The sequence below is a fragment of the Streptomyces mayonensis genome, from assembly GCF_018982965.1.
Taxonomy (GTDB): domain Bacteria; phylum Actinomycetota; class Actinomycetes; order Streptomycetales; family Streptomycetaceae; genus Streptomyces; species Streptomyces mayonensis.
This window is the reverse complement of sequence record NZ_JACBYP010000094.1, coordinates 1-22,631: the sequence shown is the minus strand read 5'-3', so window position 1 is coordinate 22,631 and position 22,631 is coordinate 1. Positions and strand designations below refer to the sequence as shown.

General features: G+C 73.1%; 19 protein-coding genes. 8 read left to right on the top strand and 11 right to left on the bottom strand.

Going from position 1 to position 22,631, the window contains the following annotated elements:
* The first annotated feature begins 32 nt into the window (after positions 1-32).
* A complete protein-coding gene (locus HZS56_RS27990; protein ID WP_216723573.1) occupies positions 33-1,580 on the top strand; it encodes an LCP family protein in 1,548 nt (515 codons plus the stop codon).
* A gap of 6 nt (positions 1,581-1,586) precedes the next feature.
* Here the strand turns inward: HZS56_RS27990 and mgtA are convergent, their stop codons facing one another.
* Positions 1,587-4,160, bottom strand: a complete 2,574-nt coding sequence (mgtA, locus tag HZS56_RS27985) for a magnesium-translocating P-type ATPase (protein WP_216723572.1) — start codon at positions 4,158-4,160, stop codon at positions 1,587-1,589.
* Positions 4,153-4,560 (bottom strand): ArsR/SmtB family transcription factor, encoded by a 408-nt coding sequence (locus HZS56_RS27980; protein WP_216723571.1) that lies wholly within the window; start codon positions 4,558-4,560, stop codon positions 4,153-4,155. Before HZS56_RS27980 ends, mgtA begins: the two co-directional genes overlap by 8 nt.
* Positions 4,561-4,899: 339 nt before the next feature.
* On the opposite strand from HZS56_RS27980, the gene HZS56_RS27975 reads away from it, so the two are divergent.
* A complete protein-coding gene (locus HZS56_RS27975; RefSeq protein WP_216723570.1) occupies positions 4,900-5,166 on the top strand; it encodes a GlsB/YeaQ/YmgE family stress response membrane protein in 267 nt (88 codons plus the stop codon).
* 30 nt (positions 5,167-5,196) lie between these two features.
* Here the strand turns inward: HZS56_RS27975 and HZS56_RS27970 are convergent, their stop codons facing one another.
* Positions 5,197-7,056 carry a S9 family peptidase gene (locus HZS56_RS27970; protein WP_253915033.1) on the bottom strand — a complete coding sequence of 620 codons (1,860 nt, stop codon included), beginning with the start codon at positions 7,054-7,056 and terminating at the stop codon, positions 5,197-5,199.
* 132 nt (positions 7,057-7,188) lie between these two features.
* Between HZS56_RS27970 and HZS56_RS27965 the strand changes: the two genes are divergently transcribed.
* Complete coding sequence (locus HZS56_RS27965) at positions 7,189-8,085, top strand: SURF1 family protein (protein WP_308408178.1); 897 nt, start codon at positions 7,189-7,191, stop codon at positions 8,083-8,085.
* A gap of 19 nt (positions 8,086-8,104) precedes the next feature.
* Here the strand turns inward: HZS56_RS27965 and HZS56_RS38525 are convergent, their stop codons facing one another.
* The 4 genes from HZS56_RS38525 to HZS56_RS27945 form a co-directional block, all read right to left on the bottom strand.
* A complete protein-coding gene (locus tag HZS56_RS38525; RefSeq protein WP_253915032.1) occupies positions 8,105-9,733 on the bottom strand; it encodes a collagen-like domain-containing protein in 1,629 nt (542 codons plus the stop codon).
* The gene (locus HZS56_RS27955; RefSeq protein WP_216723581.1) at positions 9,730-10,308 is read right to left on the bottom strand and encodes a SigE family RNA polymerase sigma factor; all 579 of its coding nucleotides are present in this window, start codon (positions 10,306-10,308) and stop codon (positions 9,730-9,732) included. The genes HZS56_RS38525 and HZS56_RS27955 overlap by 4 nt, the downstream gene beginning before the upstream one ends.
* Positions 10,309-10,785: 477 nt before the next feature.
* Positions 10,786-11,811, bottom strand: a complete 1,026-nt coding sequence (locus HZS56_RS27950; protein ID WP_216723569.1) for an aspartate-semialdehyde dehydrogenase — start codon at positions 11,809-11,811, stop codon at positions 10,786-10,788.
* A gap of 176 nt (positions 11,812-11,987) precedes the next feature.
* A complete protein-coding gene (locus HZS56_RS27945) occupies positions 11,988-13,280 on the bottom strand; it encodes an aspartate kinase (protein WP_216723568.1) in 1,293 nt (430 codons plus the stop codon).
* A 743-nt stretch (positions 13,281-14,023) separates the two neighbouring features.
* Here HZS56_RS27945 and HZS56_RS27940 point away from each other — a divergent pair.
* The 5 genes from HZS56_RS27940 (at position 14,024) to HZS56_RS27920 (ending at position 18,968) form a co-directional block, all read left to right on the top strand.
* The gene (locus HZS56_RS27940; protein ID WP_216723567.1) at positions 14,024-15,946 is read left to right on the top strand and encodes a sensor histidine kinase; all 1,923 of its coding nucleotides are present in this window, start codon (positions 14,024-14,026) and stop codon (positions 15,944-15,946) included.
* 326 nt (positions 15,947-16,272) lie between these two features.
* Positions 16,273-16,692, top strand: a complete 420-nt coding sequence (locus HZS56_RS27935; protein ID WP_216723566.1) for a roadblock/LC7 domain-containing protein — start codon at positions 16,273-16,275, stop codon at positions 16,690-16,692.
* Positions 16,689-17,045 (top strand): DUF742 domain-containing protein, encoded by a 357-nt coding sequence (locus HZS56_RS27930; RefSeq protein WP_216723565.1) that lies wholly within the window; start codon positions 16,689-16,691, stop codon positions 17,043-17,045. Before HZS56_RS27935 ends, HZS56_RS27930 begins: the two co-directional genes overlap by 4 nt.
* Positions 17,026-17,709: a GTP-binding protein gene (locus tag HZS56_RS27925; RefSeq protein WP_216723564.1), complete on the top strand. Its 684-nt coding sequence runs from the start codon at positions 17,026-17,028 to the stop codon at positions 17,707-17,709. Before HZS56_RS27930 ends, HZS56_RS27925 begins: the two co-directional genes overlap by 20 nt.
* A complete protein-coding gene (locus tag HZS56_RS27920) occupies positions 17,706-18,968 on the top strand; it encodes a cytochrome P450 (protein ID WP_216723563.1) in 1,263 nt (420 codons plus the stop codon). Before HZS56_RS27925 ends, HZS56_RS27920 begins: the two co-directional genes overlap by 4 nt.
* Before the next feature lie 111 nt (positions 18,969-19,079).
* Here HZS56_RS27920 and HZS56_RS27915 read toward each other — a convergent pair whose 3' ends face one another.
* From HZS56_RS27915 to HZS56_RS27900, 4 genes are all read right to left on the bottom strand, one after another.
* Positions 19,080-20,306, bottom strand: coding sequence for a cytochrome P450 (locus tag HZS56_RS27915; RefSeq protein ID WP_216723562.1), 1,227 nt, complete (start codon positions 20,304-20,306; stop codon positions 19,080-19,082).
* Between the two features lie 191 nt (positions 20,307-20,497).
* The gene (locus tag HZS56_RS27910) at positions 20,498-21,157 is read right to left on the bottom strand and encodes a DUF5063 domain-containing protein (protein ID WP_216723561.1); all 660 of its coding nucleotides are present in this window, start codon (positions 21,155-21,157) and stop codon (positions 20,498-20,500) included.
* The gene (gene recR, locus HZS56_RS27905) at positions 21,150-21,749 is read right to left on the bottom strand and encodes a recombination mediator RecR (protein ID WP_216723560.1); all 600 of its coding nucleotides are present in this window, start codon (positions 21,747-21,749) and stop codon (positions 21,150-21,152) included. Before recR ends, HZS56_RS27910 begins: the two co-directional genes overlap by 8 nt.
* Positions 21,750-21,876: 127 nt before the next feature.
* The gene (locus HZS56_RS27900; protein WP_078535889.1) at positions 21,877-22,224 is read right to left on the bottom strand and encodes a YbaB/EbfC family nucleoid-associated protein; all 348 of its coding nucleotides are present in this window, start codon (positions 22,222-22,224) and stop codon (positions 21,877-21,879) included.
* Between the last annotated feature and the right edge of the window lie 407 nt (positions 22,225-22,631).

Genomic DNA, 22,631 nt, shown 5'->3' with positions numbered 1-22,631 from the left:
GCAACTATACAACTATGAGTAGAGGCGCGCCCATGACCACCACGGACCAGCAGGCGACTCCCCCACGACGCGCCGGGCACCGGCGCTCCGGCCGGCGTCGCAGGCGTGGCAGGCTGCGGCCGGCCCTGGCGATATCCCTGTCGCTGATCGTGCTGGCGACGGCCGGGGTCGGCTGGCTGTACCTGCGGCTGACCGGCAACATCGACACCTTCAGCGCGGACGGCATCTCCGACGACCGTCCCGACGCCGCCGCGTCGAAGGGCGAGAACGTCCTCGTCATCGGCTCGGACGCGCGTACCGGCGGCAACTCCGACCTGGGCGGCGGCGACAAGGGTGACGTCGGCCGCTCGGACACCGCCTTCCTGCTGCACGTCTACGCCGACCACCGGCACGCCGTCGCGGTGTCCATCCCCCGCGACACCCTCGTGACCATCCCGCCGTGCAGGCTGCCCGACGGTACGTGGACCGAGGAGCAGTCCGACACGATGTTCAACGCCGCCTACTCGGTCGGGCAGACCGCCGAGGGCAATCCCGCCTGCACCCAGAACACCGTGGAGAAGCTCTCCGGGCTGCGGGTGGACCACACCGTGGTCGTCGACTTCAAGGGCTTCGCCTCGCTCACGGACGTCGTCGGCGGCGTCGAGGTGTGCCTGCCCCAGGACCTCTACCAGCGCGACCTCAACCCGAACCGCGCCACCCGCGGCAAGAAGCTCTTCGACAAGGGCAAGCAGAACGTCTCCGGGCAGCGGGCACTGGACTACGTACGCATCCGGCACGGCATCGGCGACGGCTCCGACATCGGGCGCATCAAACGGCAGCAGGCGTTCATGTCCGGCCTGCTGAAGAAGATCAAGGACGACGGCTTCACCCCGACCAAGCTGCTGCCGCTGGCCGAGGCGGCGACCGACTCCCTGACGGTCGATCCGGGGCTGGGTTCGGCCGACAAGCTGCTGAAGTTCGCCATGTCGCTCAAGAACGTCGACCTGCACAACACCCGGTTCGTCACCATCCCGTGGCGCTACGAGGGCAGCCGGGTCGCCGTCGTCGAACCGGACGCCGGCGACCTGTGGGCCTCGCTCAAGGACGACCGCGCTCCGGCCGACGCGGAGGGCGACAAGGACGAGGACAACGGCACCGGCACCGGCACCGGCAAGGACGACGAGGGCAAGGGCGGGACCGAGGTGTCGGGGGAGGGCATCGACGTCGTCGTCCGCAACGGCACCGGCACCACCGGACTGGCCGCCCGTGCCGCCGGGACGCTGGAGGAGAGCGGCTTCACCGTCACGGCGACCGGCAACGCGGACCGACCCGGCCACGCCACCACGGTGATCCAGTACGGGCCCGGCCGGAAGGACGACGCGGAGACGCTCGCCGGACTCTTCCCGGACGCCGGTCTGGAGTCCGTCGACGAGGACGGCCTCGTCCTCCTGCTCGGCGACGACTACACCGGCGACGACACCGGCGAGGCGTCCGGGAAGCGGGGCGGGCAGGCCGGGCAGGGCGGCGAGGCGTCCGGGGCGCCGGCCGACGACGCCCGTACGGCCGACGCGGACCCCTGCTCCGACCTCTCCTACGGCTGAGGTCCGCTACGAGCGGCCGGGGCGCCGGGTGAGGAACGCGAGGGCGGCGGCGTAGGCGGTCAGGATCGCGGTGAGCAGCAGGTAGTAGGCGACCGGCAGCGGTTCCAGGCCCAGCGGCGTGCCGAGCGGGGTGAGCGGCAGGGCGATGCCGACCGCGGCCAGCGCGGCGGCGGCGATACGCAGCGGCCGGGGCGAGGGGCGGGCGCCGGTGCGCAGCAGGACCAGGACCAGGGCCTGGGTGAGCAGGTTCTCGGTGAACCAGCCGGAGTGGAAGGCACCCTGTTCGTGCACGGCCGACGCGGTCGCCGCCAGAGCCGCGAAGGTGGCCAGGTCGGCGAGGGCGCCGAGCAGCCCGAAGCCGGTGACCAGGCGCAGGAACGGCACGGGGCGCAGCACCGCCGGACGGGCCAGTGTGCGCGGGGCCGGACGGTCGTGGGCGAGGGCGAGCTGCGCCGCGTCAAAGCACAGGTTCTGCACCAGTACCTGGGAGGGCAGCATCGGCAGGAACGGCAGCAGCAGACCCGCGGCCAGCATCGCCATCACGTTGCCGAGGTTGGAGGAGAGCGTGATGCGCAGGTACGAGGCGATGTTGCCGCTGGCGTGCCGGCCCGCGGCGATCGCGTGGTCGACGGCCGTGAGGTCCTTGTCCGCCAGGACCACGTCCGCGCTCTCCCGGGCCACGTCCACGCCGCCCAGCGGGACCACGCCGACGTCGGCGGCGCGCAGCGCGGGCAGGTCGTTGACGCCGTCGCCGAGGAAGCCGACCGTGTGGCCGTGCCGGCGCAGTGCGGTGACGACGCGGGCCTTGTGCTCGGGCGTGCAGCGGGCGAACACCGTGGTGCGGGCGGCGAGGCCGGCGAGGTCCGCGTCGCCGAGGGTCTCGACGGCGGCGGCGTCCACCACCTCGCCGGGCTCCAGGCCCAGGTCGCGGCAGGCGCGGGCGGCCGTGGCCGGGTGGTCGCCGGTGAGAACCTTGACGGTGATCCCGTGGCCGGCGAAACGGGCGAGGGCCTCGGCGGCGGTCGGGGCGAGGGCGTCGCGGAAGGTGACGAAGCCCAGGAACGTCAGGCCGCGTTCGTCGGCCGGGGTGTAGGAGCGGGCGCGTGCCGGGCGCTCGCCGGTGGCGACGGCCAGGACCCGCACTCCCCGGGACGCGAGCCGGCCGGCCTCCCGGGCCAGCCGCCCCCGTTCGGCCTCGTCCAGCGCGCACCGTTCGAGTACGGACTCCACCGCGCCCTTGACGACGAGAGTGTGGCCGCCGAGCGTGTCCGGGCTGCGCACGACGGCGGTGGAGAGCCGGCGGACGCTGTCGAAGGGCAGCGCGGCCACCGGGTCGTACGCCATGGCCTCCTCCGGGTCACCGGCCGCCAGGAGTGCCTCGTCGAGCGGGTCGGGAACGGGCAGGTCGGCCAGTTGCAGGGTCCACCAGGCGTTGACCGAGGCCCAGGTCAGCACGGCGGGCGCCGCGCGGCCCCCGCCGTCGACGGCCTCGGCGACCACCGGCCGGTCCTGGGTGAGGGTGCCGGTCTTGTCCAGGCACAGCACGTCCGTCGCGCCGAGGTCGTGCAGGGCCGGCGGTCTGCGGACGATCACGCCGTGGGCACGGGCGAGCAGGGCCGCGCCGCGGGTCAGGCAGGTGGTGACGACGACCGGGAGCATCTCCGGCGTCAGTCCCACGGCCACCGCGACGGCGAACGGCAGCGTCTCCAGGCCGCGTCCGCGCAGGGCCGCGTTGGCCATGAGCACCAGCGGCGGGGTGAGGAGCATGAACCGGATCAGCACCCACGAGATGCCGTGCACCGAGCGGTCGAACGCGCTCGCCGGGCGCGGACCGCCCGGCGCGTACGCGGCGGCGAAGCGGGTGTGGGCGCCGGTGGCGACCACCACGGCGGACGTACTGCCCGTGACGACCGTGCTGCCCTGGAAGCACATGTCCCGGCGCGCGAACGACGCGTCGTGTCCGGGCAGTTCACGGACCTCCTTGGCCACCGGGGCCGACTCGCCGGTCAGCGCGGACTGGTCCACGGTCAGCCCGTGCGCCCGCAGCAGCCGTACGTCGGCGGGGATCAGGTCGCCGGGCCCGAGCCGGACGACATCGCCGGGCACGACCTCGTCCACGGGCATCTCGCGGACGGCGGGCTCGGCCCGCGGCCCCGCCCGTCGCCGGACGCTCACGGTGGTGGCGACCAGGTCCTGCAGCCGGGCCATGGCGCGCTCGGCGCGGTGTTCGCCGTGCGAGCGCAGCACGCAGCTGACCACGACCAGGGTCAGGATCACTCCGGCCGTGCCCCAGGAGGCGACGGCGGCGGAGACCACGCCGAGGGCGAGCAGCACCGCCGTGAACGGGTCGCGCGCGCTGCGCGCCAGGCGCACCGGCCAGGAGGTGGTCCGGCGGGCGGGCAGCAGGTTGGGGCCGTGCACGCCGAGGCGGGCGGCGGCGTCGTCCTCCGTCAGCCCGCGCGGCGACGCGTCCAGGGTCCGCAGCAGTTGCAGGGGCGTCAGGCCACCGGTCGCCGGCCCGGCGCCGGCGGGCCCCGGGTCCGCCGTCCGGGCCGGTGCTGCCAGGAGGTGGTCAGGCACCGGTTCCGTGCAGCCGGCGCAGTGACCGGGCTCCCCGCTCGTGCACCTGCCCGTCCTCCTGTGCGCGCTCCTGCTCGGCGAGCTGGCCGATCATGAGGCGCACCACCGCCACGACGCCGGGGTCGTCGACGTAGTACACCTGGCGACGGCCCTCGCGGCGGGAGCGCACCAGGCCCGCGAGCTTCAGTTTCGACAGGTGCTGGCTGACGGCCGGCAGCGCGCCGCCGACCTGCTCGGCCAGGGCGCTGACGTCCCGCTCCCCGTGGGCGAGGAGCCACACGATGTGCAGCCGCGCGGGGGCCGCGAGCAGTCCGAAGGCCTCGGCCGCCCGTCCCAGCACCTCGCCGGACGGCTCCTCGTACGACGCCGCTCCGGCCGCTCCCCCCTCGCCTGCCGCCACTGACCACTCCTGTCCCGATCGGCAACCCGCCGGCCGCCGGACCTCCCGGTGCGGCCCCAGTCTAGGCGCCGGTCCCGGCCCGAGGCCCCGGCCGGAGGGCGCCGGACGGCGGCAGGCGCCCCGGACGACAGCAAGCGGCCGTGGGCGGCGACAGGCGGCCGTGGGCGGCTGAGCGGCGCTCGGTGGGGGTCGCGGCCGTGGCACGTCCGCCGCAGGCCCCGTGGCGGCCGCAACCGTCCGGCCTGTCCTCGCGTCTCCTTTGACTAATAGGGTTGCGCAATCAAGCAATCTGCTGGGCGGTCCGCCGAGCAGTACGGAAACACGTGCGGAGGAACCGACATGGGCATCATCGGCTGGATCATCCTGGGACTGCTGGCGGGGGCCATCGCCAAAATCCTGCTGCCCGGCCGGGACCCGGGCGGTCTGATCGGCACCACCCTCATCGGCGTCGCCGGCGCCTTCGTCGGCGGCTGGCTGTCCGCGCGCTTCTTCGACCGCCCGGTGGAGAAGGAGTTCTTCGACCTGACCACCTGGGGGGCGGCGATCGGCGGCTCCCTCGTCCTCCTCATCGGCTACCGCCTCCTGTTCGGCAACTCCCGCGACTGACCGCCCCGGGCAGGGTCCGCGGGACCGGCGTCAGGGCAGGTGCCTCGCCGCGAAGTCCAGTTCCAGGCGGACCTGCTTGATGCGCTCGTCGACCACCAGGGACCCGTGGCCCGCGTCGTAGCGGTAGACCTCGTGGGTCGCGCCCCTGGCCTCCAGGCGCTTGACGTAGTTCTCCACCTGGCGGATCGGGCAGCGGGGGTCGTTGACCCCGGCCGAGATGTAGACCGGGGCCTTGACGTCGTCGACGTAGGTCAGCGGGGACGACGCCTCGAACCGCTCGGGCACCTCCTCGGGGGTGCCGCCGAGCAGGGTGCGGTCCATGGCCTTCAGGCCCTCCATCTCGTCGTGGTACGCCGTGACGTAGTCGGCGACCGGGACGGCGGCGATGCCCAGCGCCCATGCCCCGGGCTGGGTGCCGACACCGAGGAGGGTGAGGTAGCCGCCCCAGGAGCCACCGGTGAGGATCAGGCGGGCGGGGTCCGCGAGGCCCGACCCGACCGCCCACTCGCGCACCGCCGCGATGTCCTCCAGCTCGATGAGACCCACCCGGTGCTTGAGCGCGTCGGTCCACGCCCGGCCGTACCCGGTGGAGCCCCGGTAGTTGACCCGGACCACCGCGTACCCGTGGTCGACCCAGGCGGCCGGGCCCGCGGCGAAGGAGTCGCTGTCGTGCCAGGTCGGTCCGCCGTGGATGTCGAAGACCGTGGGCAGCGGGCCGCTCGCGCCGGCCGGCTTCTGGACCAGGGCGTGGATGCGGCCCCCGGGACCCTCCACCCACACGTCCTCCACCGGGACCGAACGCGGCGACTTCGGTCCTGGCGGGTCCAGGACGACCCGGCCGGCGGTGGAACGGACCGCGGACGGCTCGGCGGCCGAGGACCACAGGTACTCCACCGTGCCGTCGGGGCGGGCGGTCGCCCCGGAGACGGTGCCCGCGGGGGTCTCGATCTCCGTGAGCCCGCGCTCGGCGAAGTCGTACCGGAACAGCTCGCTGCGGGCCTCGAAGCCGTGCACCACCAGCAGGCCGCTGCCGTCCGGGTACCACTCGGCGCTCACGTCGCCGGGCAGCTCCAGCGCGAGGTCGGTCTGCTCCCCCGTCGCCACGTCCCACACCAGCGGCTCCCAGCGGCCCCGGCGCTGGTGGCCGACGAGCAGCCGGGTGTCGCCGTCGACCGGCGCGAAGCCCAGGACCTCCAGGCCCAGCTCCTCCTCGCCGCCCCGGGTGTCGTCCAGCTCGGCGACCGTCGAACCGTCGGGCCGCAGCACGCGCAGCGCCGAGTGCATGGCGTCGCCGTGCTCGGTGTGCTCGACCGCGATCAGGGTGCCGTCGTGGGAGAGGTCGCCGACGCCCGCGGACTCGCGGTGCCGGTAGATCTCCACCGGCTCGCCTCCGTCCCCGCGCGCGAGGTGGATCGTCGTACCCTCCTCGTCCGTGGAGCGGCCGACCACCGCCGTACGCCCGTCCCGGCCCAGGGCCAGGCCCGCCGGGTAGGAGGGGTCGAGGCCCGGCACCGCCGTCTCGTCCGGGCCGCCCGCGAAGGGCTGGCGGCGCCAGACGCCGAACTCGTCGCCGTCCTTGTCGTCGAACCACCAGATCCAGTCGCCGTCCGGTGAGAGCACCCCGTCCGTCGTGCCGTTGGGCCGGTCCGTGGCCTGGCGCCGCTCACCGCTCGCCCGGTCCCAGGCGTACAGCTCGTACGTCCCCGTCGCGTTCGACACGAACAGGGAGCGGTCGGGGGCGTCCTCCGCCCAGTCGGGCAGTGACACCCGGGGTGCCCGGAACCGCTTCTCCCAGTCGGGCGCCTGCCCCTCCTCGGTCCGCCCGCGGTCCTGTGCCTGCCACTCGTCCACGTCGGCGCCCGCCGGGGCGGGCCCGTTGCTCTCAGTCATGGCCCCATACTGCCCCGACCTGCCGACAACGCGCAGACGGGATCCCCAGCCTGTGGACAACCTCGTCCGCCCGCGGGGTTTTCCACAGCCCCGCAGGAGGGTCGCGCGGGCGCGCACCGTACCGTGGAGGGCGTGTACCGGTTTCTGCTGACGCCCCGATGGTGGGGGATCAACGTCTTCGTCGTCCTGGCCATCCCCTTCTGCATCTTCATGGGGTCCTGGCAGCTGGGCCGCTTCGAGGACCGGGTGCAGGACCACGAGACCGCGTCCGCGCAGCAGGAGTCGACCGACCGGGGAGCCGCGCGCCCGCTGGCCGAGCTGCTCCCCGTGGACAAGGCGACGGTCGGCAGGCAGGCGACGGTCACCGGCCGCTACGACGACCAGTTGCTCGTCCCCGAGCGCGAGCTCGACGACCGGGAGGGCTTCTACGTCCTCACCCTGCTGCGCACCGACGGCGGTCAGGCCCTGCCGGTCGTCCGCGGCTGGCTGCCCGGCGAGCCCGACCCGGCGAAGGCCCCCGACCCGCCCACCGGCGAGGTCACCGTCACCGGCGCCCTCCAGGCCGCCGAGTCCCCCGGCAGCAACGGCGTCAGCGGCCGCTCGGGATGGCCGGCCGGGCAGACCGGCGCGATCAGCGCGGCGACGCTGCTGAACCTCGTCCCGTACGACGTCCACGACGCGTGGGTCACGCTGAACGAGGGCGACTCCGGTATGCGGGCCGTCCCGGTGAGCGCGCCGCAGGGCACGGGCCTCGACCTGAAGGCCTTCCAGAACCTCGGCTACACCGCCGAGTGGTTCGCCTTCGTCGGCTTCGTGATCTTCATGTGGTTCCGGCTGCTGCGCCGTGAGGTGGAACTGGCCAGGGACGCCGAGCTGGGCCTGGTCGCGGACGAGGAGGACGGCGGGCAGACGCCGGGCACCGGGCCCGACACCGGCACCGGCAAGGGGGCGGACACCGGCACGGACGACGACGCCGGTGCCGGGAAGGGCCCCGCGCGGGACGCGCGGACCAGCCCGTCGAACGCCTGACGCGTCCCGGGGCGCAAGGCTAGGAGCCCGTTCCCTCCAGTACGCCCGTCCAGTAGACGGTTCCCGTGCAGGCGTTGGGCACGGTCGCCGTCGCCGCCCCCGAACCGCCCGCCGGGGTGTACGTCACCGACACGCTGCCGTCGGCCGGTCCGTCGTCGGTGAGCAGCTGGGTCGTGGGACCGGACTCGCCCCCGGCCGTGGAGGCGCCGCCCCCGGCGGTCGTGTCGCCGGTGGGCGAGGGGTCGGCGGAGGGGCCGCCCGAACCGCCGCCGTTGCCGCTGCCCGGGGTCGGGCAGGTCTCCGAGGGCACCCAGGCGAACTTCACCTCGTACGCGGACCCGGGCGCCAGGGTCAGCGAGGCGGCCTCGAGGGAGGGGTCGGGCAGTCCGGCCGCCGCGTCACCGGCCGCGTGCCGGGCGGTGCCGATCCTGCTCGCGTCCGCCGTGCCCAGCGAGGTGGTGACCACGTTGCCGGGGCCCGTGACGGTGCAGCCCTCCGAGGAGACGTTGGTGACACGGAACGAGCCGTAGACCACGCCCACGGAATCGGGCTCGGCGATGCTCGCGACCTCGGCCGGTCCGAGCCGCCCCGCCGTGCACGCGGGGACGTCGGCGGCGGTGCTGGCGGAGGGTTCCTCACCGGGGGCCGAGCCCCGTGCGGCGCCGCTCTCCTTGTCGCCCGGCGTCTCGGTGGGGTCGGTCCGCTCCCCGCCCTCGGTCTTCTCACCGGAACCGGCCACGCCGCTCTGGCCGCCGGCCGGGTCCTTGCCCTGGGAGGAACCTCCCTGTGCCTGCGAGGCGTTGCCCGCGACGGACGGGTCGGCGTCCCGGCCGGGGGAGCCGGAGACGTGCACGAGGGCCGGGACCGCGGTGCCGAGGAAGAGGGCCGCGGCCGCCGCGCCGACGACGGCCTGCCGCTTGCGCGCACGCCGGGCGGGCACCGCGCGCCGCAGGTGCTCCAGCGTGCCGTCACTCGGCCGCACGTCCTGGACGGCCCCCCGCAGCATCCGCCGCAGCGCCAGTTCGTCGGCGTCGAGATCACCGGGGGCCGTGGCCGTCGGCGCACCGGGGCCGACCGTCCTCGAACCGGGCCTGCCGGGACCCTCCGGGCCGCTGACATCGTTCGCACCGACGGGGCTGCCGGGGCTGCCGACTCCGTTCGCGCCGGCGGGACCCGCCGGGCTGACGGGACCCGCCGGGCCGACCGGGCCGACCGGGCTGCCGGGGCCGGCCACGCCGGCGGAACCCTCCGCACCGGCCCTGCCATCGCCTCCGACCCGGCCGTCACCGCCGCCCCGGGCATCACCGCCGGCCGCACCACCACGGCCCGCCGAAGCGGCAGGGCCGCCGCGGCCGTCGGGGCCGCGGCGGGCGTCGGTGGCCGGCAGGCCCGGTTCCTCCGGGGCGCCCTGCGGGGTGGGCCCCTGGGCGGCCGGGCCGTCGTTCACAGTTCCGTTCCCCGTGTGCGCGTGCTTCGACTGCTGGTCCGTGTCCGCCCCGCCGGCACCCGCCCCGCCGGCATCCGGCACGACGGCCCCCGGTTCCGGGGCATCCGGAACGGCCGGTCCGCCCCCGTGCCGGGTCCCGGTCTCCTCGGGGGCGTCGTCGGCGGCGCGGGCGTCGCGCCGCGCGTCGTTGCCGTCGCTCATGCCGGCGCCTCCATGGCCACCCTGAGCGCCGCGATGCCGCGCGACCCGTAGGCCTTGACCGAGCCCAGCGATATGCCGAGCGTCTCGGCGACCTGGGCCTCGGTCATGTCGGCGAAGTAGCGCAGGACCAGAACCTCGCGCTGACGGCGCTGGAGCCCCTTCATCGCCTTGATCAGGGAGTCGCGCTCCAACTGGTCGTAGGCGCCCTCCTCCGCGCTCGCCATGTCCGGCATCGGCTTGGAGAGCAGCTTGAGACCGAGGATGCGGCGGCGCAGCGCCGAGCGCGAGAGGTTGACGACGGTCTGGCGCAGATACGCCAGGGTCTTCTCCGGGTCACGGACGCGTTTGCGTGCCGAGTGGACGCGTATGAAGGCCTCCTGGACGACGTCCTCGCAGGAGGCGGTGTCGTCGAGGAGGAGGGCCGCGAGGCCGAGCAGCGACCTGTAGTGCGCCCGGTAGGTCTCGGTGAGGTGGTCGACGGAAGTACCCTCCGCCGCCGCCTCGTCCTCCGCGCCGTCACGCTGGTTCGAGATGCGGGCCGGCCGCGCTGCGGGCATGGGCGCGATCACCGGCATGCCACCGGCCGGGCCGGCCGCACGGGGCCGGACGGACCGGCCGGGCGGGCGCAGCGCCGTGCTCCGCGCTCCTGCGGTGAATTCGAGTACCTCTGCCACGCCTGTTGGACACGCCCACCCCCGTGAGGGTTGTACGTGCCGGGCGTCACGTTCCTGTCTCCCCCGGGCAGCCACCCGGCTGACGGTGCGTCATAGGCCCTCATCGTCGGCTCTTCCCCTGTGTCCCGTGTGAACGGGCGTCCCCACGCCCGTCGTCGGCGTCCCCACGCCGACCCGCGCGTCCCCGCGCACCCCATGGGTGACCGCAAAGACGCTCCCCGCCGCTCGCACGGTTGCGGAGGGCGGGGAGGAAATCCTCTGACGGTTCGGGTGCCGGGTACAAGTAGTCAGGCCCGACTTCCGGATCACAACTCGCACACGGATCCTACCGACGAAACCCACGGCGGCCAGGAGTTTTGCGACCGTGGAGCAGTCCGCTCAGCCCAGCTCCGCGGCCACCAGCTCGGCGATCTGGGCGGTGTTCAGCGCGGCGCCCTTGCGCAGGTTGTCGCCGCAGACGAAGAGTTCGAGCGCGGTGGGGTCGTCCAGGGCGCGGCGTACCCGGCCCACCCAGGTCGGGTCGGTGCCGACGGCGTCGGCCGGGGTGGGGAACTCCCCCGCGGCCGGGTTGTCGAAGAGGACGACGCCGGGCGCGGTGGCCAGGATCTCCCGCGCACCCTCGACGGAGACCTCGCCCTCGAAGCGGGCGTGCACGGTCAGCGAGTGGGTGGTGACCACGGGGACCCGTACGCACGTCACCGCCACCGGAAGCCGCGGCAGCCCGAGGATCTTGCGGGACTCGTCCCGCACCTTCATCTCCTCCGACGACCAGCCGTCCTCCCGCAGCGACCCGGCCCACGGCACGACGTTCAGCGCGACCGGCTCCGGAAACGGCCCGGTGCCGTCGCCGACGGCCCGCCGCACGTCGCCGGGGCTGGTGCCCAGCTCGGTCCCGGCCACCAGCGACAGCTGCCGGCGCAGGGTGTCCACGCCGTCCCGCCCGGCACCGCTGACGGCCTGGTACGAGGAGACGACCAGCTCGCGCAGCCCGAACTCGGCGTGCAGCGCGCCGAGCGCCACGATCATGGACAGCGTGGTGCAGTTCGGGTTGGCGACGATCCCGCGCGGCCGCATCCGTGCGGCGTGCGGATTGACCTCGGGCACGACGAGCGGCACGTCCGGGTCCATCCGGAACGCGCCGGAGTTGTCGACCACCACCGCGCCCTTGGCGGCGGCGACGGGCGCCCACTGGGCGGCGACCTCGTCGGGTACGTCGAACATGGCGACGTCGACCCCGTCGAAGGCGTCCTCGGCGAGCGCCACCACCTCGACCTCCTCCCCCCGCACGGCCAGCTTGCGGCCGGCCGAGCGCGGGGAGGCGATCAGGCGGATGTCGCCCCAGACGTCCGCGTGCTGGGACAGGATCTGGAGCATGACCGAGCCGACGGCACCGGTCGCGCCCACGACGGCGAGCGTGGGCCGCCCGGAGCGGCCGTCCCGGCCGGCACAGCCGCCGCGTTCGCCACGGCCACCGTGTGCGTCACCGCCGCCGTGTTCGCCCCGGTCGCCGCGTGCATCGCGGCCACCGTGTGCGTCACGACCACCGCGTGCGTCGCGCCCGTCGCGTCCGGTGTCGGACATCAGCGCCCGGTGCCTCCGTAGACGACCGCCTCGTCGCTGTCGGAGTCGAGCCCGAAGGCGCTGTGCACGGCGCGCACGGCCTCGTTCACGTCGTCCTTGCGGGTGACGACCGAGATGCGGATCTCGGAGGTCGAGATCAGCTCGATGTTCACCCCGGCGTCGGAGAGCGCGGTGAAGAAGTCGGCGGTGACGCCCGGGTGGCTCTTCATGCCCGCGCCGACCAGGGAGATCTTGCCGATCTGGTCGTCGTAGCGCAGCGAGTCGAAGCCGATGCCGGCGCGGTTCTTCTCCAGCGCGTCGATGGCCTTGCGGCCCTCGCTCTTGGGGAGGGTGAAGGAGATGTCCGTCAGGCCGGTGGAGGCCGCCGACACGTTCTGCACGACCATGTCGATGTTGACCTCGGCGTCGGCGATCGCACGGAAGATCGAGGCCGCCTCACCCGGCTTGTCCGGCACGCCGACGACCGTGATCTTCGCCTCCGAGGTGTCGTGCGCGACACCGGAGATGAGGGCCTGCTCCACCTGCTTTTCCCCTTGCTTCCCTTGCTTCTGCTGGATCGGCTCGCTGCTGACCCACGTGCCCCGCAGTCCGCTGAAGCTGGACCGGACGTGGATCGGGATGTTGTACCGGCGGGCGTACTCCACACAGCGGTGGAGGAGCACCTTGGAACCGTTGGCCGCGAGCTCCAGCATGTCCTCGAAGGAGATCCAGTCGATCTTCTTCGCCTTGCTCACCACACGCGGGTCGGCGGTGAAGACCCCGTCCACGTCGGTGTAGATCTCACAGACGTCCGCGTCGAGCGCGGCGGCGAGGGCGACGGCCGTGGTGTCGGAGCCGCCGCGGCCCAGCGTGGTGATGTCCTTGCTGTCCTGGCTGACACCCTGGAAGCCGGCCACGATGGCGACGTTGCCCTCGTCCACCGAGGTCCGGATGCGCCCCGGCGTGACGTCGATGATCCGGGCCTTGTTGTGCACCGAGTCGGTGATGACTCCGGCCTGGCTGCCGGTGAACGACTGGGCCTCGTGGCCCAGGTTCTTGATGGCCATGGCCAGCAGCGCCATGGACATCCGCTCCCCGGCGGTCAGCAGCATGTCGAGTTCCCGCCCGGAGGGGATCGGGGACACCTGCTCCGCGAGATCGATCAGCTCGTCCGTCGTGTCGCCCATCGCGGAAACGACGGCGACCACCTGGTTGCCGTTCTTCTTCGCTTCCACGATCCGCTTGGCGACGCGCTTGATGCCCTCGGCATCGGCTACGGAGGAGCCTCCGTACTTCTGCACGACAAGGCCCACGTGCGCTCCTCGCTCAATCCGTCTCTTGCCGCACGTACGTATATGTACTGCGGTCGGCTCATTTTACCGAGCGTCCGGGTTTCGTCCCTGCGGTGTCGCATGGTGAGACCCTGGTACTCGCTCAGGCTGGCTCATGCCCATCGCGGCGCGGGTCACTCGGGAAAGTGCCGTGAGTCACAGGTTCACAAGGTGCGACCGGCCCGCGGCCACCCCCCGCCGGCACGTCTTCTCCTCCGCGCACGGCAGCCGACCCGCGCGCACACCGGGCCATCGGTCGGCCACGGAACGTGGCGACATCTGCGTACGGGCGGACGAAAGTACAAAAAATCCACCCGCCCGCCTCTCGTGGTCGACTCGTGGTGAACTTGTGATTTCCTTGTGCACCTTCCGGCCCGGCCCCGGCGTACGGCGCGCGAATTCAACTGGAAATCGACGTTCCGGCACGAGGCGCGACGCCGCCCGACCGCTGCCGCGGAGTCCTCCGGCGGAATGCGGCGGCCGCTCACAAGTCGTTGAACTCGGCGAATACTCCGGCCCGTCGGCGAGCACGGCGGCCAGTTCCGACGGCGGTATTGCGACGCGTGCGGTTCCGCGGCGGTGCGCGGCCCGGACATCACCGGCCCCGCGGACATGACTACCATCGGCGGCTGGATTCAAATCCGATCATCGCACCACTCTCGCTTCGGGAAGGCCGTCGCGCCGACGGGCCTTCACCCCCCTCTCGAGGACCGAGGAATCGCGGAATGCCCCATACTGCACCACCCCGTCGGAGTCGTCCGACGGGAGTCCTCCGCACCTCAGCGGCCGTACCGGCGGCCGTGCTCCTGCTGGCCGCCGCGGGCGTGGGCGCGGCGGTGGCGGCGGCACCGGACGCGGCCCGCACCTGGACCGGCGCCACCGCCGCCACCGGATGGCTGTGCCTCGCGGCCGCCCTCCTCGTCCACCACCTGCTGCTGAGGCGGGCCCGCGGGACGGCCGCCGCTAAGGAGGCCGAGGTCGAGCGGCTGACCGCGCAGTCCGCGCAGCAGCTGGCGGAGTCGGCGCACCTGGTCAACGTGACCGTGCCCGCCCTCGTGACCCGGCTGCGCGACGGCGCCCCCGCGGACGACACCCTCGCGAAGACGGCGCAGCCCTCCGACGCCCGGCTGCGCCAGGTCGTACAGGTCTTCGCGTCCGCCATGGAGGCGGCCGCGCAGCGCGCCGCCGCCCTGGATGCCGAACGGCTGCGCGCCCAGCAGGCGTTGGCCGACGTCCACGAGGAGGTCGAGCGGCTGACGCGGGAGGTCCTGCCCGCCGCGGTCGCGCAGGTGCAGGACGGCAGCTCCGCCGACACCGTGCTGGCCCAGTGGGGCCTCCCGTCGTCCTCCCCGCTGTGTGAGCCCGTCGACGCCTTCGTACGCGAACTCGCGGTCAGCGAGCGGCGGGCCTCCGTCGCGCGGGAGGCCTCGGCGAAGGCGCTGAGCCGCGTCCAGGCCAAGACCGTCAGCATGCTCGCCGACCTGCGGGAGATGCAGGAGCGGCACGGCGAAGAGGTCTTCGGCGACCTGCTGAACCTCGACCACAGCACGTCGCAGCTCGGTCTCATGACCGACCGGCTGGCGCTTCTGATGGGCGGCCGGTCCAGCCGGGCGTGGAACAAGCCGATCGTGATGGAGAGCATCCTGCGCGGTGCGGCCGGCCGGATCGCGGCCTACCACCGCGTGCGGCTGCACTGCTCGACGAAGGCCGCGATCTCCGGGTTCGCCGCCGAGGGCATCATGCACCTGCTCGCCGAACTCATGGACAACGCCGCGAACTTCTCGCCGCCCATCGACGAGGTGCACGTCTACGTCGACGAGCACAGCGCCGGGATCGTCGTCACCATCGAGGACAGCGGTCTGAAGATGGCCGGCGCGGCGATGCGGCGGGCCGAGGAGGCCGTGTCGGGCAAGCTGACCGACCTCGCCGCGCTGCAGGGCACGCGCCTCGGCCTGGCCGTGGTGGGCGGACTGAGTGTCAGGTACGGCGTCAGCGTCAACTACCGGCCGTCCTCCCGCGGCGGCACCGGCGTCGTCGTACTGCTGCCTCCCCAGCTGCTCGCCCAGCGGCGCGAACCCGGTCCGGCGGAGACGGCGCCGCGCCGGCCGGCTGCGCCCGCGGCCCCGGGCCCGGCGCCCTCCCCCGCGCCGTCCGTGCCGTCCGTGCCGTCCGTGCCGTCCGTGCCGGAGGTGCATTCCGCGGTGCCGGAGGTGCATTCCGCAGTGGACGAGGCCTCCGGCAGCACCGCCGTGCGCCCCGCGCCCGAACGCCCCGCCGCCGGTCAGCCCGCCCCCGCGGACGCCGCCGCAGGAGGGGCGGACGGCCCGGCCCGGTCCGCCGCCGCGGAGGGTCCCGGGCTCGACGCGCCGCGCCGTCCCCGGTCGTCCACGCCCAACGGCCTGCCCGTGCGCGCCCCCGGCCGCACGATGGCCGACGCCGAGCGGGAACGGGACCGTCGCCAGGCGTCGGACGAGTCCGCCGGCTCCCGGGGCGGGCCGGGCTCGGCGCCCTCCCCCGCGCGCAACGCGGGCGCGCGCTTCGGGGCCTTCCACAGCGGGCGCAAGTCCGCCGGGGGCGCGGACACGTCCGGCACCGGGATCCCCCTGCCCGACCCGCCGGACAGCGACTCCGAGCCACCCGCTCCCTAGGCCCCGCGGTTCCGGACAGCCGGACAGCCGGAAAGCCGGAAGCCGGAGAGCCGGAAAGCCGGAAAGCCGGAAAGCCGGGACCGGGGGTCCCGGGCTCCGGGGGTTCCGCACCCCGGAACCCCCGGAACCCCCGGAACCCCCGGAACCTCCTGAACCCCCGGGAAATCCGGAACCCCGGGGCTCTCGGGATCCGCGGCCCGGCCCCCTCGGCGGCGGAGCCACAGCGACGTCCTTCCCCTACAGCTCGTGTTTCCCGCTACAGCTCGTGAGATTGGAGGAACGGGCCGGTGCCCGGGGCTTCGGGCCCCACCGTCCCATCACCCCACATGCAGACCACCGACAACAGCCTCCTCTGGCTCCTCCAGGGCCTCCTGAAGAAGATCCCCGGCGCACGGCACGGCCTGGTCCTGTCCCGGGACGGTCTGAAGCTGTGCTGGTCCGAGCACCTGACGCTCGACCAGGCCGACCAGCTCTCCGCCATCTGCTCGGGCATGCAGGCCCTCGCCCAGGGCGCGTCCGTGGAGTTCGGCGACGGGAGCGGCGGCGTCCGGCACTCCATGACCGAGTTCCACGGCGGCCAGCTCTTCATCGTGCAGGCGGGGGCCGGCGCCCACCTGGCCGTCCTCGCCGAGGAGAACGCCGACCCGGGAGTCGTGGGCCACCAGATGACCGAGTTCATCGAGCAGATCGGCGACCACCTGCGGGCCGAGCCGCGCGGGGGCGCACAAGGGAGCGCAGCGTCGTGACCCGCAAGCCCGTGGACACCGGCGACCCCGACCGGCTCTACATGATCACGGGCGGTCGCACCCGTACCGACGACTCGTTCGACCTGGTCACTTTAGTGGTCACCGAGAGCGAACCGACCGCCGGAATGCAGTCGGAGCACGTCCGGATCCTGGAGATGTGCCGGCATCCGACCGCGCTCGTGGAGGTCGCCGCGGAGATGAAGCTGCCGATCACGGTGGTGCGCATCCTGCTCGGCGACCTGCTCGCCACCGGACGCATCAGCGCCCGCCATCCCCCTTCCCCGCGGTCCGCCGCCAGCCTCCCCGACACCGACCTGCTCAAGGAGGTGCTGCATGGACTCCGCAACCTCTGAGGTGCCGTCCCTGCGCACGCCCCTGTCCGACGCCGCCGAGACGGGCCTGAAGATCGTCATCGTGGGTGGCTTCGGAGCCGGCAAGACCACGCTGGTCCGCTCGGTCAGCGAGATCCGCCCGCTCAACACCGAAGAGGTGATGACGCAGGCGGGGGTCGGCGTCGACGATCCGCACCAGGTGGCGTCGAAGACCACCACGACGGTCGCCTTCGACTTCGGCCGGATCAGCCTCAGCAAGCGCATGGTGCTGTACCTGTTCGGTGCGCCGGGCCAGGAGCGGTTCTGGTTCCTGTGGGACCGGCTCTTCTCCGGCACCCTCGGCGCGGTCGTCCTCGTCGACACCCGCCGGATGGACGACTCCTGGTACGCGATCGACCGGCTGGAGCACCACCGGACGCCGTTCGTGGTGGCCGTCAACCGCTTCGACGACGAGCCGGAGCGGTACTCGCTCGACGAGATCCGGCAGGCACTCGCCCTGCCCGCGCACGTGCCGCTCGTCGACTGCGACGCGAGGGTCCGCTCGTCGGGCAAGGACGTCCTGATCGCCCTCGTGGACCACCTCTACGAAATGTCCCTGGCCCAGCAGACCCCACAGACCCCACAGACCCCGCAGGCCCAGCAGGCCCCGCAACCCCGGCAGGCCCCGCAGGAGATGACACCGTGACCGACACCGGATCCCTCCCCGAGCAGGAGGCTCCCCCGGGGTGCCCCGCGCACGCGGGCGCCGTACGGCTGGGCGGCCTGGAGTACCAGCAGACGCCCTCGCAGCTGTACCGGGCGATGCGCAGGGAGCAGGGCGCGGTGGCACCCGTGCTGCTCGACGGGGACATCCCCGCCTGGCTGGTCCTCGGCTACTCCGAGGTCAGCTACGTGACCGCCAACGACGAGCTGTTCGCCCGCGACTCGCGGCGCTGGAACCAGTGGGAGAACATCCCCGAGGACTGGCCGCTGCTGCCGTTCGTCGGGTACCAGCCCTCGGTGCTGTTCACCGAGGGCGAGGAGCACCGGCGGCGGGCCGGGGTGATCACCGAGGCGCTGGAGGGCGTCGACCAGTTCCAGCTGGCGCGCGAGTGCCGGCAGATCGCCGACCGGCTCATCGCGGCGTTCGCCGGCAGCGGTGAGGCCGAGCTGATGAGTGTGTACACGCATGAACTGGCGATGCGCGCCACGCTCGCCATGATCGGCATGCCGCACTCGGGCGACGACACCCAGCGGATGGTGGCCGACCTGCGCGTCTCCCTGGACGCCGCCGAGGGAGACGACCCGGTGGCCGCGTACGCGCGGGTGGGCGAGCGGATCCAGCGGCTGATCACCGACAAGCGGAAGCGGCCGGGTTCGGACATCACCTCGCTGATGCTGCTGCACCCGGCCGGGCTGACCGACGAGGAACTCGTCCAGGACCTGATCACCGTCATCGCCGCGGCCCAGCAGCCGACCGCCAACTGGATCTGCAACACGCTGCGGCTGCTGCTCACCGACGAGCGTTTCGCGGTGAGCGTGTCGGGCGGGCGGCTCAGTGTGGGCGAGGCGCTCAACGAGGTCCTCTGGCTCGACACCCCGACGCAGAACTTCATCGGCCGCTGGGCCGTGCGCGACACCCAGCTCGGCGGGCGGCGGATCCAGGCGGGCGACTGCCTCGTGCTGGGCCTGGCCGCGGCCAACACCGACCCGCAGATCTGGCCCGACTCGCACGTCGGGGCGGAGAACGCCGCGCACCTGTCGTTCAGCAGCGGTGAGCACCGCTGCCCCTTCCCGGCGCCGCAGCTGGCCGACGTCATCGCCCGTACGGCGGTGGAGACGCTCCTCGAGCGCCTGCCCGACCTGGTGCTCGCCGTGGCCCCGGAGGAACTCACCTGGCGCCCGTCCATCTGGATGCGGGGGCTGACCTCGCTGCCGGTGGAGTTCACGCCGGTGGTGCACTAGCTGTACTGATCACAGGATGTACTGATCACGGGCGTCGTCCAACGCCCCTGCCCGGGCCGGAGGTTCTCCGGCCCGGGTGCCGTACGTACGGGTCCGGCGTACGGGTCCGGGTCAGGCCGCGGCGGGGGTGAACCGCACCGGGAGGGCCTGCGGGCCGCGGGTGAAGATGCCCTCCTCCGCGAGTTCGGCGCCGTCGGCGAGGCGGACGTCGGGCATGGCGTCCAGGAGCTGGTCGACGCCGGTCTCGACCTCGGCCTTCGCCAGCAGCGCGCCGACGCAGAAGTGGCGGCCCAGCGCGAAGGAGAGGTGGTCGGCGGCGGCCGAGAAGGCGTTGGTCGCGGTCAGGTCCTCGCGGAAGATGTCGAACCGGTCCGGGTCCCGGTAGCGGTTCTCGTCCCGGTTGGCGGCGCCGATCAGGCAGGTCACGGTGGCACCGGCCGGTATGGAACCGGTGCTGAGCTCGACCTCGCCGGCCGACTGACGCATGATCATGTGCACCGGCGGCGTGTACCGCAGCGTCTCGGCGAAGGCGCGGGCGATGAGCGAGCGGTCCTCCCGGACGGCCGCCAACTGCTCCGGGTGCTGGAGGAGGTTGGTGAAAATGGAGGCGATCGCCTTGTCCGTGGTCTCACCGCCGGCCGCCAGCAGCAGGCTGCAGAAGGCCTTGATGTCCTCGTCGCTCATCCGGACCCCGTCGACCTCCGCGGCGCACAGGACGGAGAGCAGGTCGTCGCCCGGGTTCTCGCGGCGCTTCTGGATGATCGGGAGCATGTACTCGGCGAACTCGACCCGCGTGCGCTCCCCGGCCGCGGCCACGTCGGCGTCGCCCGACAGGTTGCCGAGGAAGGCGATGACGGCCGTGTACCAGCGGTGGAAGCGCGCGTGGTCGGCCTTGTCCAGGCCCAGCATGTCCGCGATCACGTTGACCGGGAAGCGGGTCGCGTAGTCCGTCACGAGGTCGGCCGAGCCCGTGTGCCGGAACGCGTCGATCAGCTCACGGGAGTTGCGCTCGATCACCGGCATGAACCTGTCCTGCAGCTCACTGCCGCGGAACGCCGGGGCGACCAGCGCGCGCCGCACCGCGTGTTCTCGCCCGCTGAGCTGGAGGATCGTTTTGCCGTGTACGGGTTCGAGCTGCCACTCGTAGTTGTCGGTGGTGAACTCGCCGCCCCGGTCCTTGAAGACCCGCTCCACGTCCTCGTACCGCGATATGACGTAGCTGCTCGTGGCCTCGTGCCAGAAGAGGGGGGCGCTCTCCCGCATGACGCGGTAGGCGTCGTAGGGACGTGCGGCGAACTCGGGCGAGAGGATGTCGGGGACCTGCTGAGCGGCGGACATGAAACTCCCTGGGGGTGAGTAACCGGCTTGCCGCTCACGGTAGTTGATCATTGGATGGCCAGTACACCCTCCACCCGCAGGTCGTCTCCGCCCGCCTGCCCGTTCCTCCCGCCCGCCTGCCCGTTCTCCCCCGCCCGCTTCCCGGTTCTTCCTCCCGCTCTTCCCGCCCGCCACCGGCGCCCGTACGCCGGCTACTTGAGCTGCCGGAGCCCCAACGGGCCGCCGATCTCCTCCACCATGACCCGGCCGGCCTCGGTCTCCAGGGTGTCGTCGCCGAGGTGCTCGTCGGTGTCGAGGCCGTCCAGGGCGGCCAGGGGCTGGTTCAGCCGGACGTGGGCCACGACCGACTGGAGCGCGCGCAGGGTCGCGGACGCCGTGGAGCCCCAGTTGGAGAAGTAGGAGAACTGCCACCACCACAGGGCCTCGGTGGTGCGGCCGGCCTTGTAGTGGGCCATGCCGTGGCGGAGGTCGGTGATGACGTCGGTGAGGTCGTCGGAGATACGGGCCGGGACCGGGGCCTTGCGCGGCTCGTAGGGGTCGAAGACCTCGGAGTAGACGTCGATCGGTTCGAGGATGCGGGCCAGGTTCTCGCGGAGGTCGTCCACGTCCAGCTCCGGGCCGGGGTCGGGCTCGTAGCGCTCGTCCGGGACGATGTCCTCGTGGGCACCCAGGCGGCCGCCGGCCAGCATCAGCTGGGAGACCTCCAGGAGGAGGAAGGGGACCGCCGAGTCCGGCTCGTCGCCCTTGGCGACCTCGGCGACCGCCACCAGGAAGCTCTCGATCTGGTCGGCGATCTGGACCGCGAAGTCGTCCGGATTCTGGTCGGTCGCGTGCAGCGTGGCGTCAGACATCTAGGAGTCGTCTCCCCTCGAAGGCGCGGCCGAGGGTCACCTCGTCCGCGTATTCCAGGTCGCCGCCCACCGGGAGGCCGCTGGCCAGGCGGGTGACCTTGAGGCCCATGGGCTTGATCATGCGGGCGAGGTACGTGGCGGTGGCCTCGCCCTCCAGGTTCGGGTCCGTGGCCAGGATCAGTTCCGTGACCGTGCCGTCCGCCAGACGGGCGAGCAGCTCACGGATGCGGAGGTCGTCGGGTCCGACGCCGTCGATCGGGCTGATCGCACCGCCGAGCACGTGGTACCGCCCGCGGAACTCGCGGGTGCGCTCGATGGCGACGACGTCCTTGGGCTCCTCCACCACGCAGATCACCGCGGGGTCGCGGCGCGCGTCGCGGCAGACGGCGCACTGCTCCTCCTGCGCGACGTTTCCACAGGTCGCGCAGAAGCGGACCTTGGCCTTCACTTCCATGAGGGCCTGGGCGAGCCGCCGTACGTCGGTCGGCTCGGCCTGGAGGACGTGGAAGGCGATCCGCTGCGCGCTCTTGGGACCGACGCCGGGCAGCCGCCCCAGCTCGTCGATGAGGTCCTGGACCACGCCTTCGTACAACGGACTGCCGTCCTTCCTGAGGTTCGTGCACTACGTACGGTAGAGGGCTCCGGCCGGTCTGAGAAAGCCCGGGAAGGGCAGACTCGGGGCCGGCCCGCGGCCGACTCCGAACCGGCTCACGGCCGGCTCAGAAGGGCAGCCCCGGGATGCCGGCGCCGCCACCGCCGAGGCCCTGGGCCAGCGGGCCGAGCTTCTGCTGCTGGAGGTTCTGCGCGTTCTCGTTGGCCGCCTGGACGGCGGCGACGACCAGGTCGGCGAGGGTCTCGGTGTCCTCCGGGTCCACCGCCTTCGGGTCGATCACGAGGCCCCGGAGCTCGCCCGAGCCGGTGACGGTGGCCTTCACGAGGCCGCCGCCCGCCTGTCCGTCGACCTCCGTCTGCGCCAGTTCCTCCTGCGCCTTCGCCAGGTCCTGCTGCATCTTCTGGGCCTGCTGGAGCAGCTGCTGCATGTTGGGCTGGCCACCACCGGGGATCACGTTCAGCTCCCATCGCTTCCGGTCGACACGGTTTTGCCGTTCGGCACGAGCCTACGTGCTCCGGGCGGCGGTCGCCCCAGCACTCTTTCGAGTGATGTCGGGGCGGCCCTATACCTGATCAACGCCCCCTTCAAGGCGTAAAGCGGGCGGAACTCGCTTTTCCGCCACCCATTGGGCGGTAGGAAGGTGTCCGCGCATGAGGTCTTCGCGGACGGCGAGCGGACGGCGAGCAGCAGGGCGAGCAGTGGGCGAGCAGTAGGGAGTGCCGGGTGGGTCAGCCGGAGATGCAGCCCGAGAGGCCGCCGCGGGACGAGCGGGCCGGACGGGACGAGCGGGATGAGCGGGACGAGCGGGATGAGCGGGGTGTACGGGATGAGCAGGGCGGACGGGATGATCGGGGCGGGCGG

Excerpts from the sequence above, each read along its gene's own strand:
- HZS56_RS27990 (WP_216723573.1), top strand. The coding sequence starts at position 33 with ATGACCACCACGGACCAGCAGGCGACTCCCCCACGACGCGCCGGGCAC.
- HZS56_RS27975 (WP_216723570.1), top strand. The coding sequence starts at position 4,900 with ATGGGCATCATCGGCTGGATCATCCTGGGACTGCTGGCGGGGGCCATC.
- HZS56_RS27970 (WP_253915033.1), bottom strand. The coding sequence starts at position 7,056 with ATGACTGAGAGCAACGGGCCCGCCCCGGCGGGCGCCGACGTGGACGAG.
- HZS56_RS38525 (WP_253915032.1), bottom strand. The coding sequence starts at position 9,733 with ATGAGCGACGGCAACGACGCGCGGCGCGACGCCCGCGCCGCCGACGAC.
- HZS56_RS27955 (WP_216723581.1), bottom strand. The coding sequence starts at position 10,308 with ATGCCGGTGATCGCGCCCATGCCCGCAGCGCGGCCGGCCCGCATCTCG.
- HZS56_RS27940 (WP_216723567.1), top strand. The coding sequence starts at position 14,024 with ATGCCCCATACTGCACCACCCCGTCGGAGTCGTCCGACGGGAGTCCTC.
- HZS56_RS27935 (WP_216723566.1), top strand. The coding sequence starts at position 16,273 with ATGCAGACCACCGACAACAGCCTCCTCTGGCTCCTCCAGGGCCTCCTG.
- HZS56_RS27925 (WP_216723564.1), top strand. The coding sequence starts at position 17,026 with ATGGACTCCGCAACCTCTGAGGTGCCGTCCCTGCGCACGCCCCTGTCC.
- HZS56_RS27915 (WP_216723562.1), bottom strand. The coding sequence starts at position 20,306 with ATGTCCGCCGCTCAGCAGGTCCCCGACATCCTCTCGCCCGAGTTCGCC.
- HZS56_RS27910 (WP_216723561.1), bottom strand. The coding sequence starts at position 21,157 with ATGTCTGACGCCACGCTGCACGCGACCGACCAGAATCCGGACGACTTC.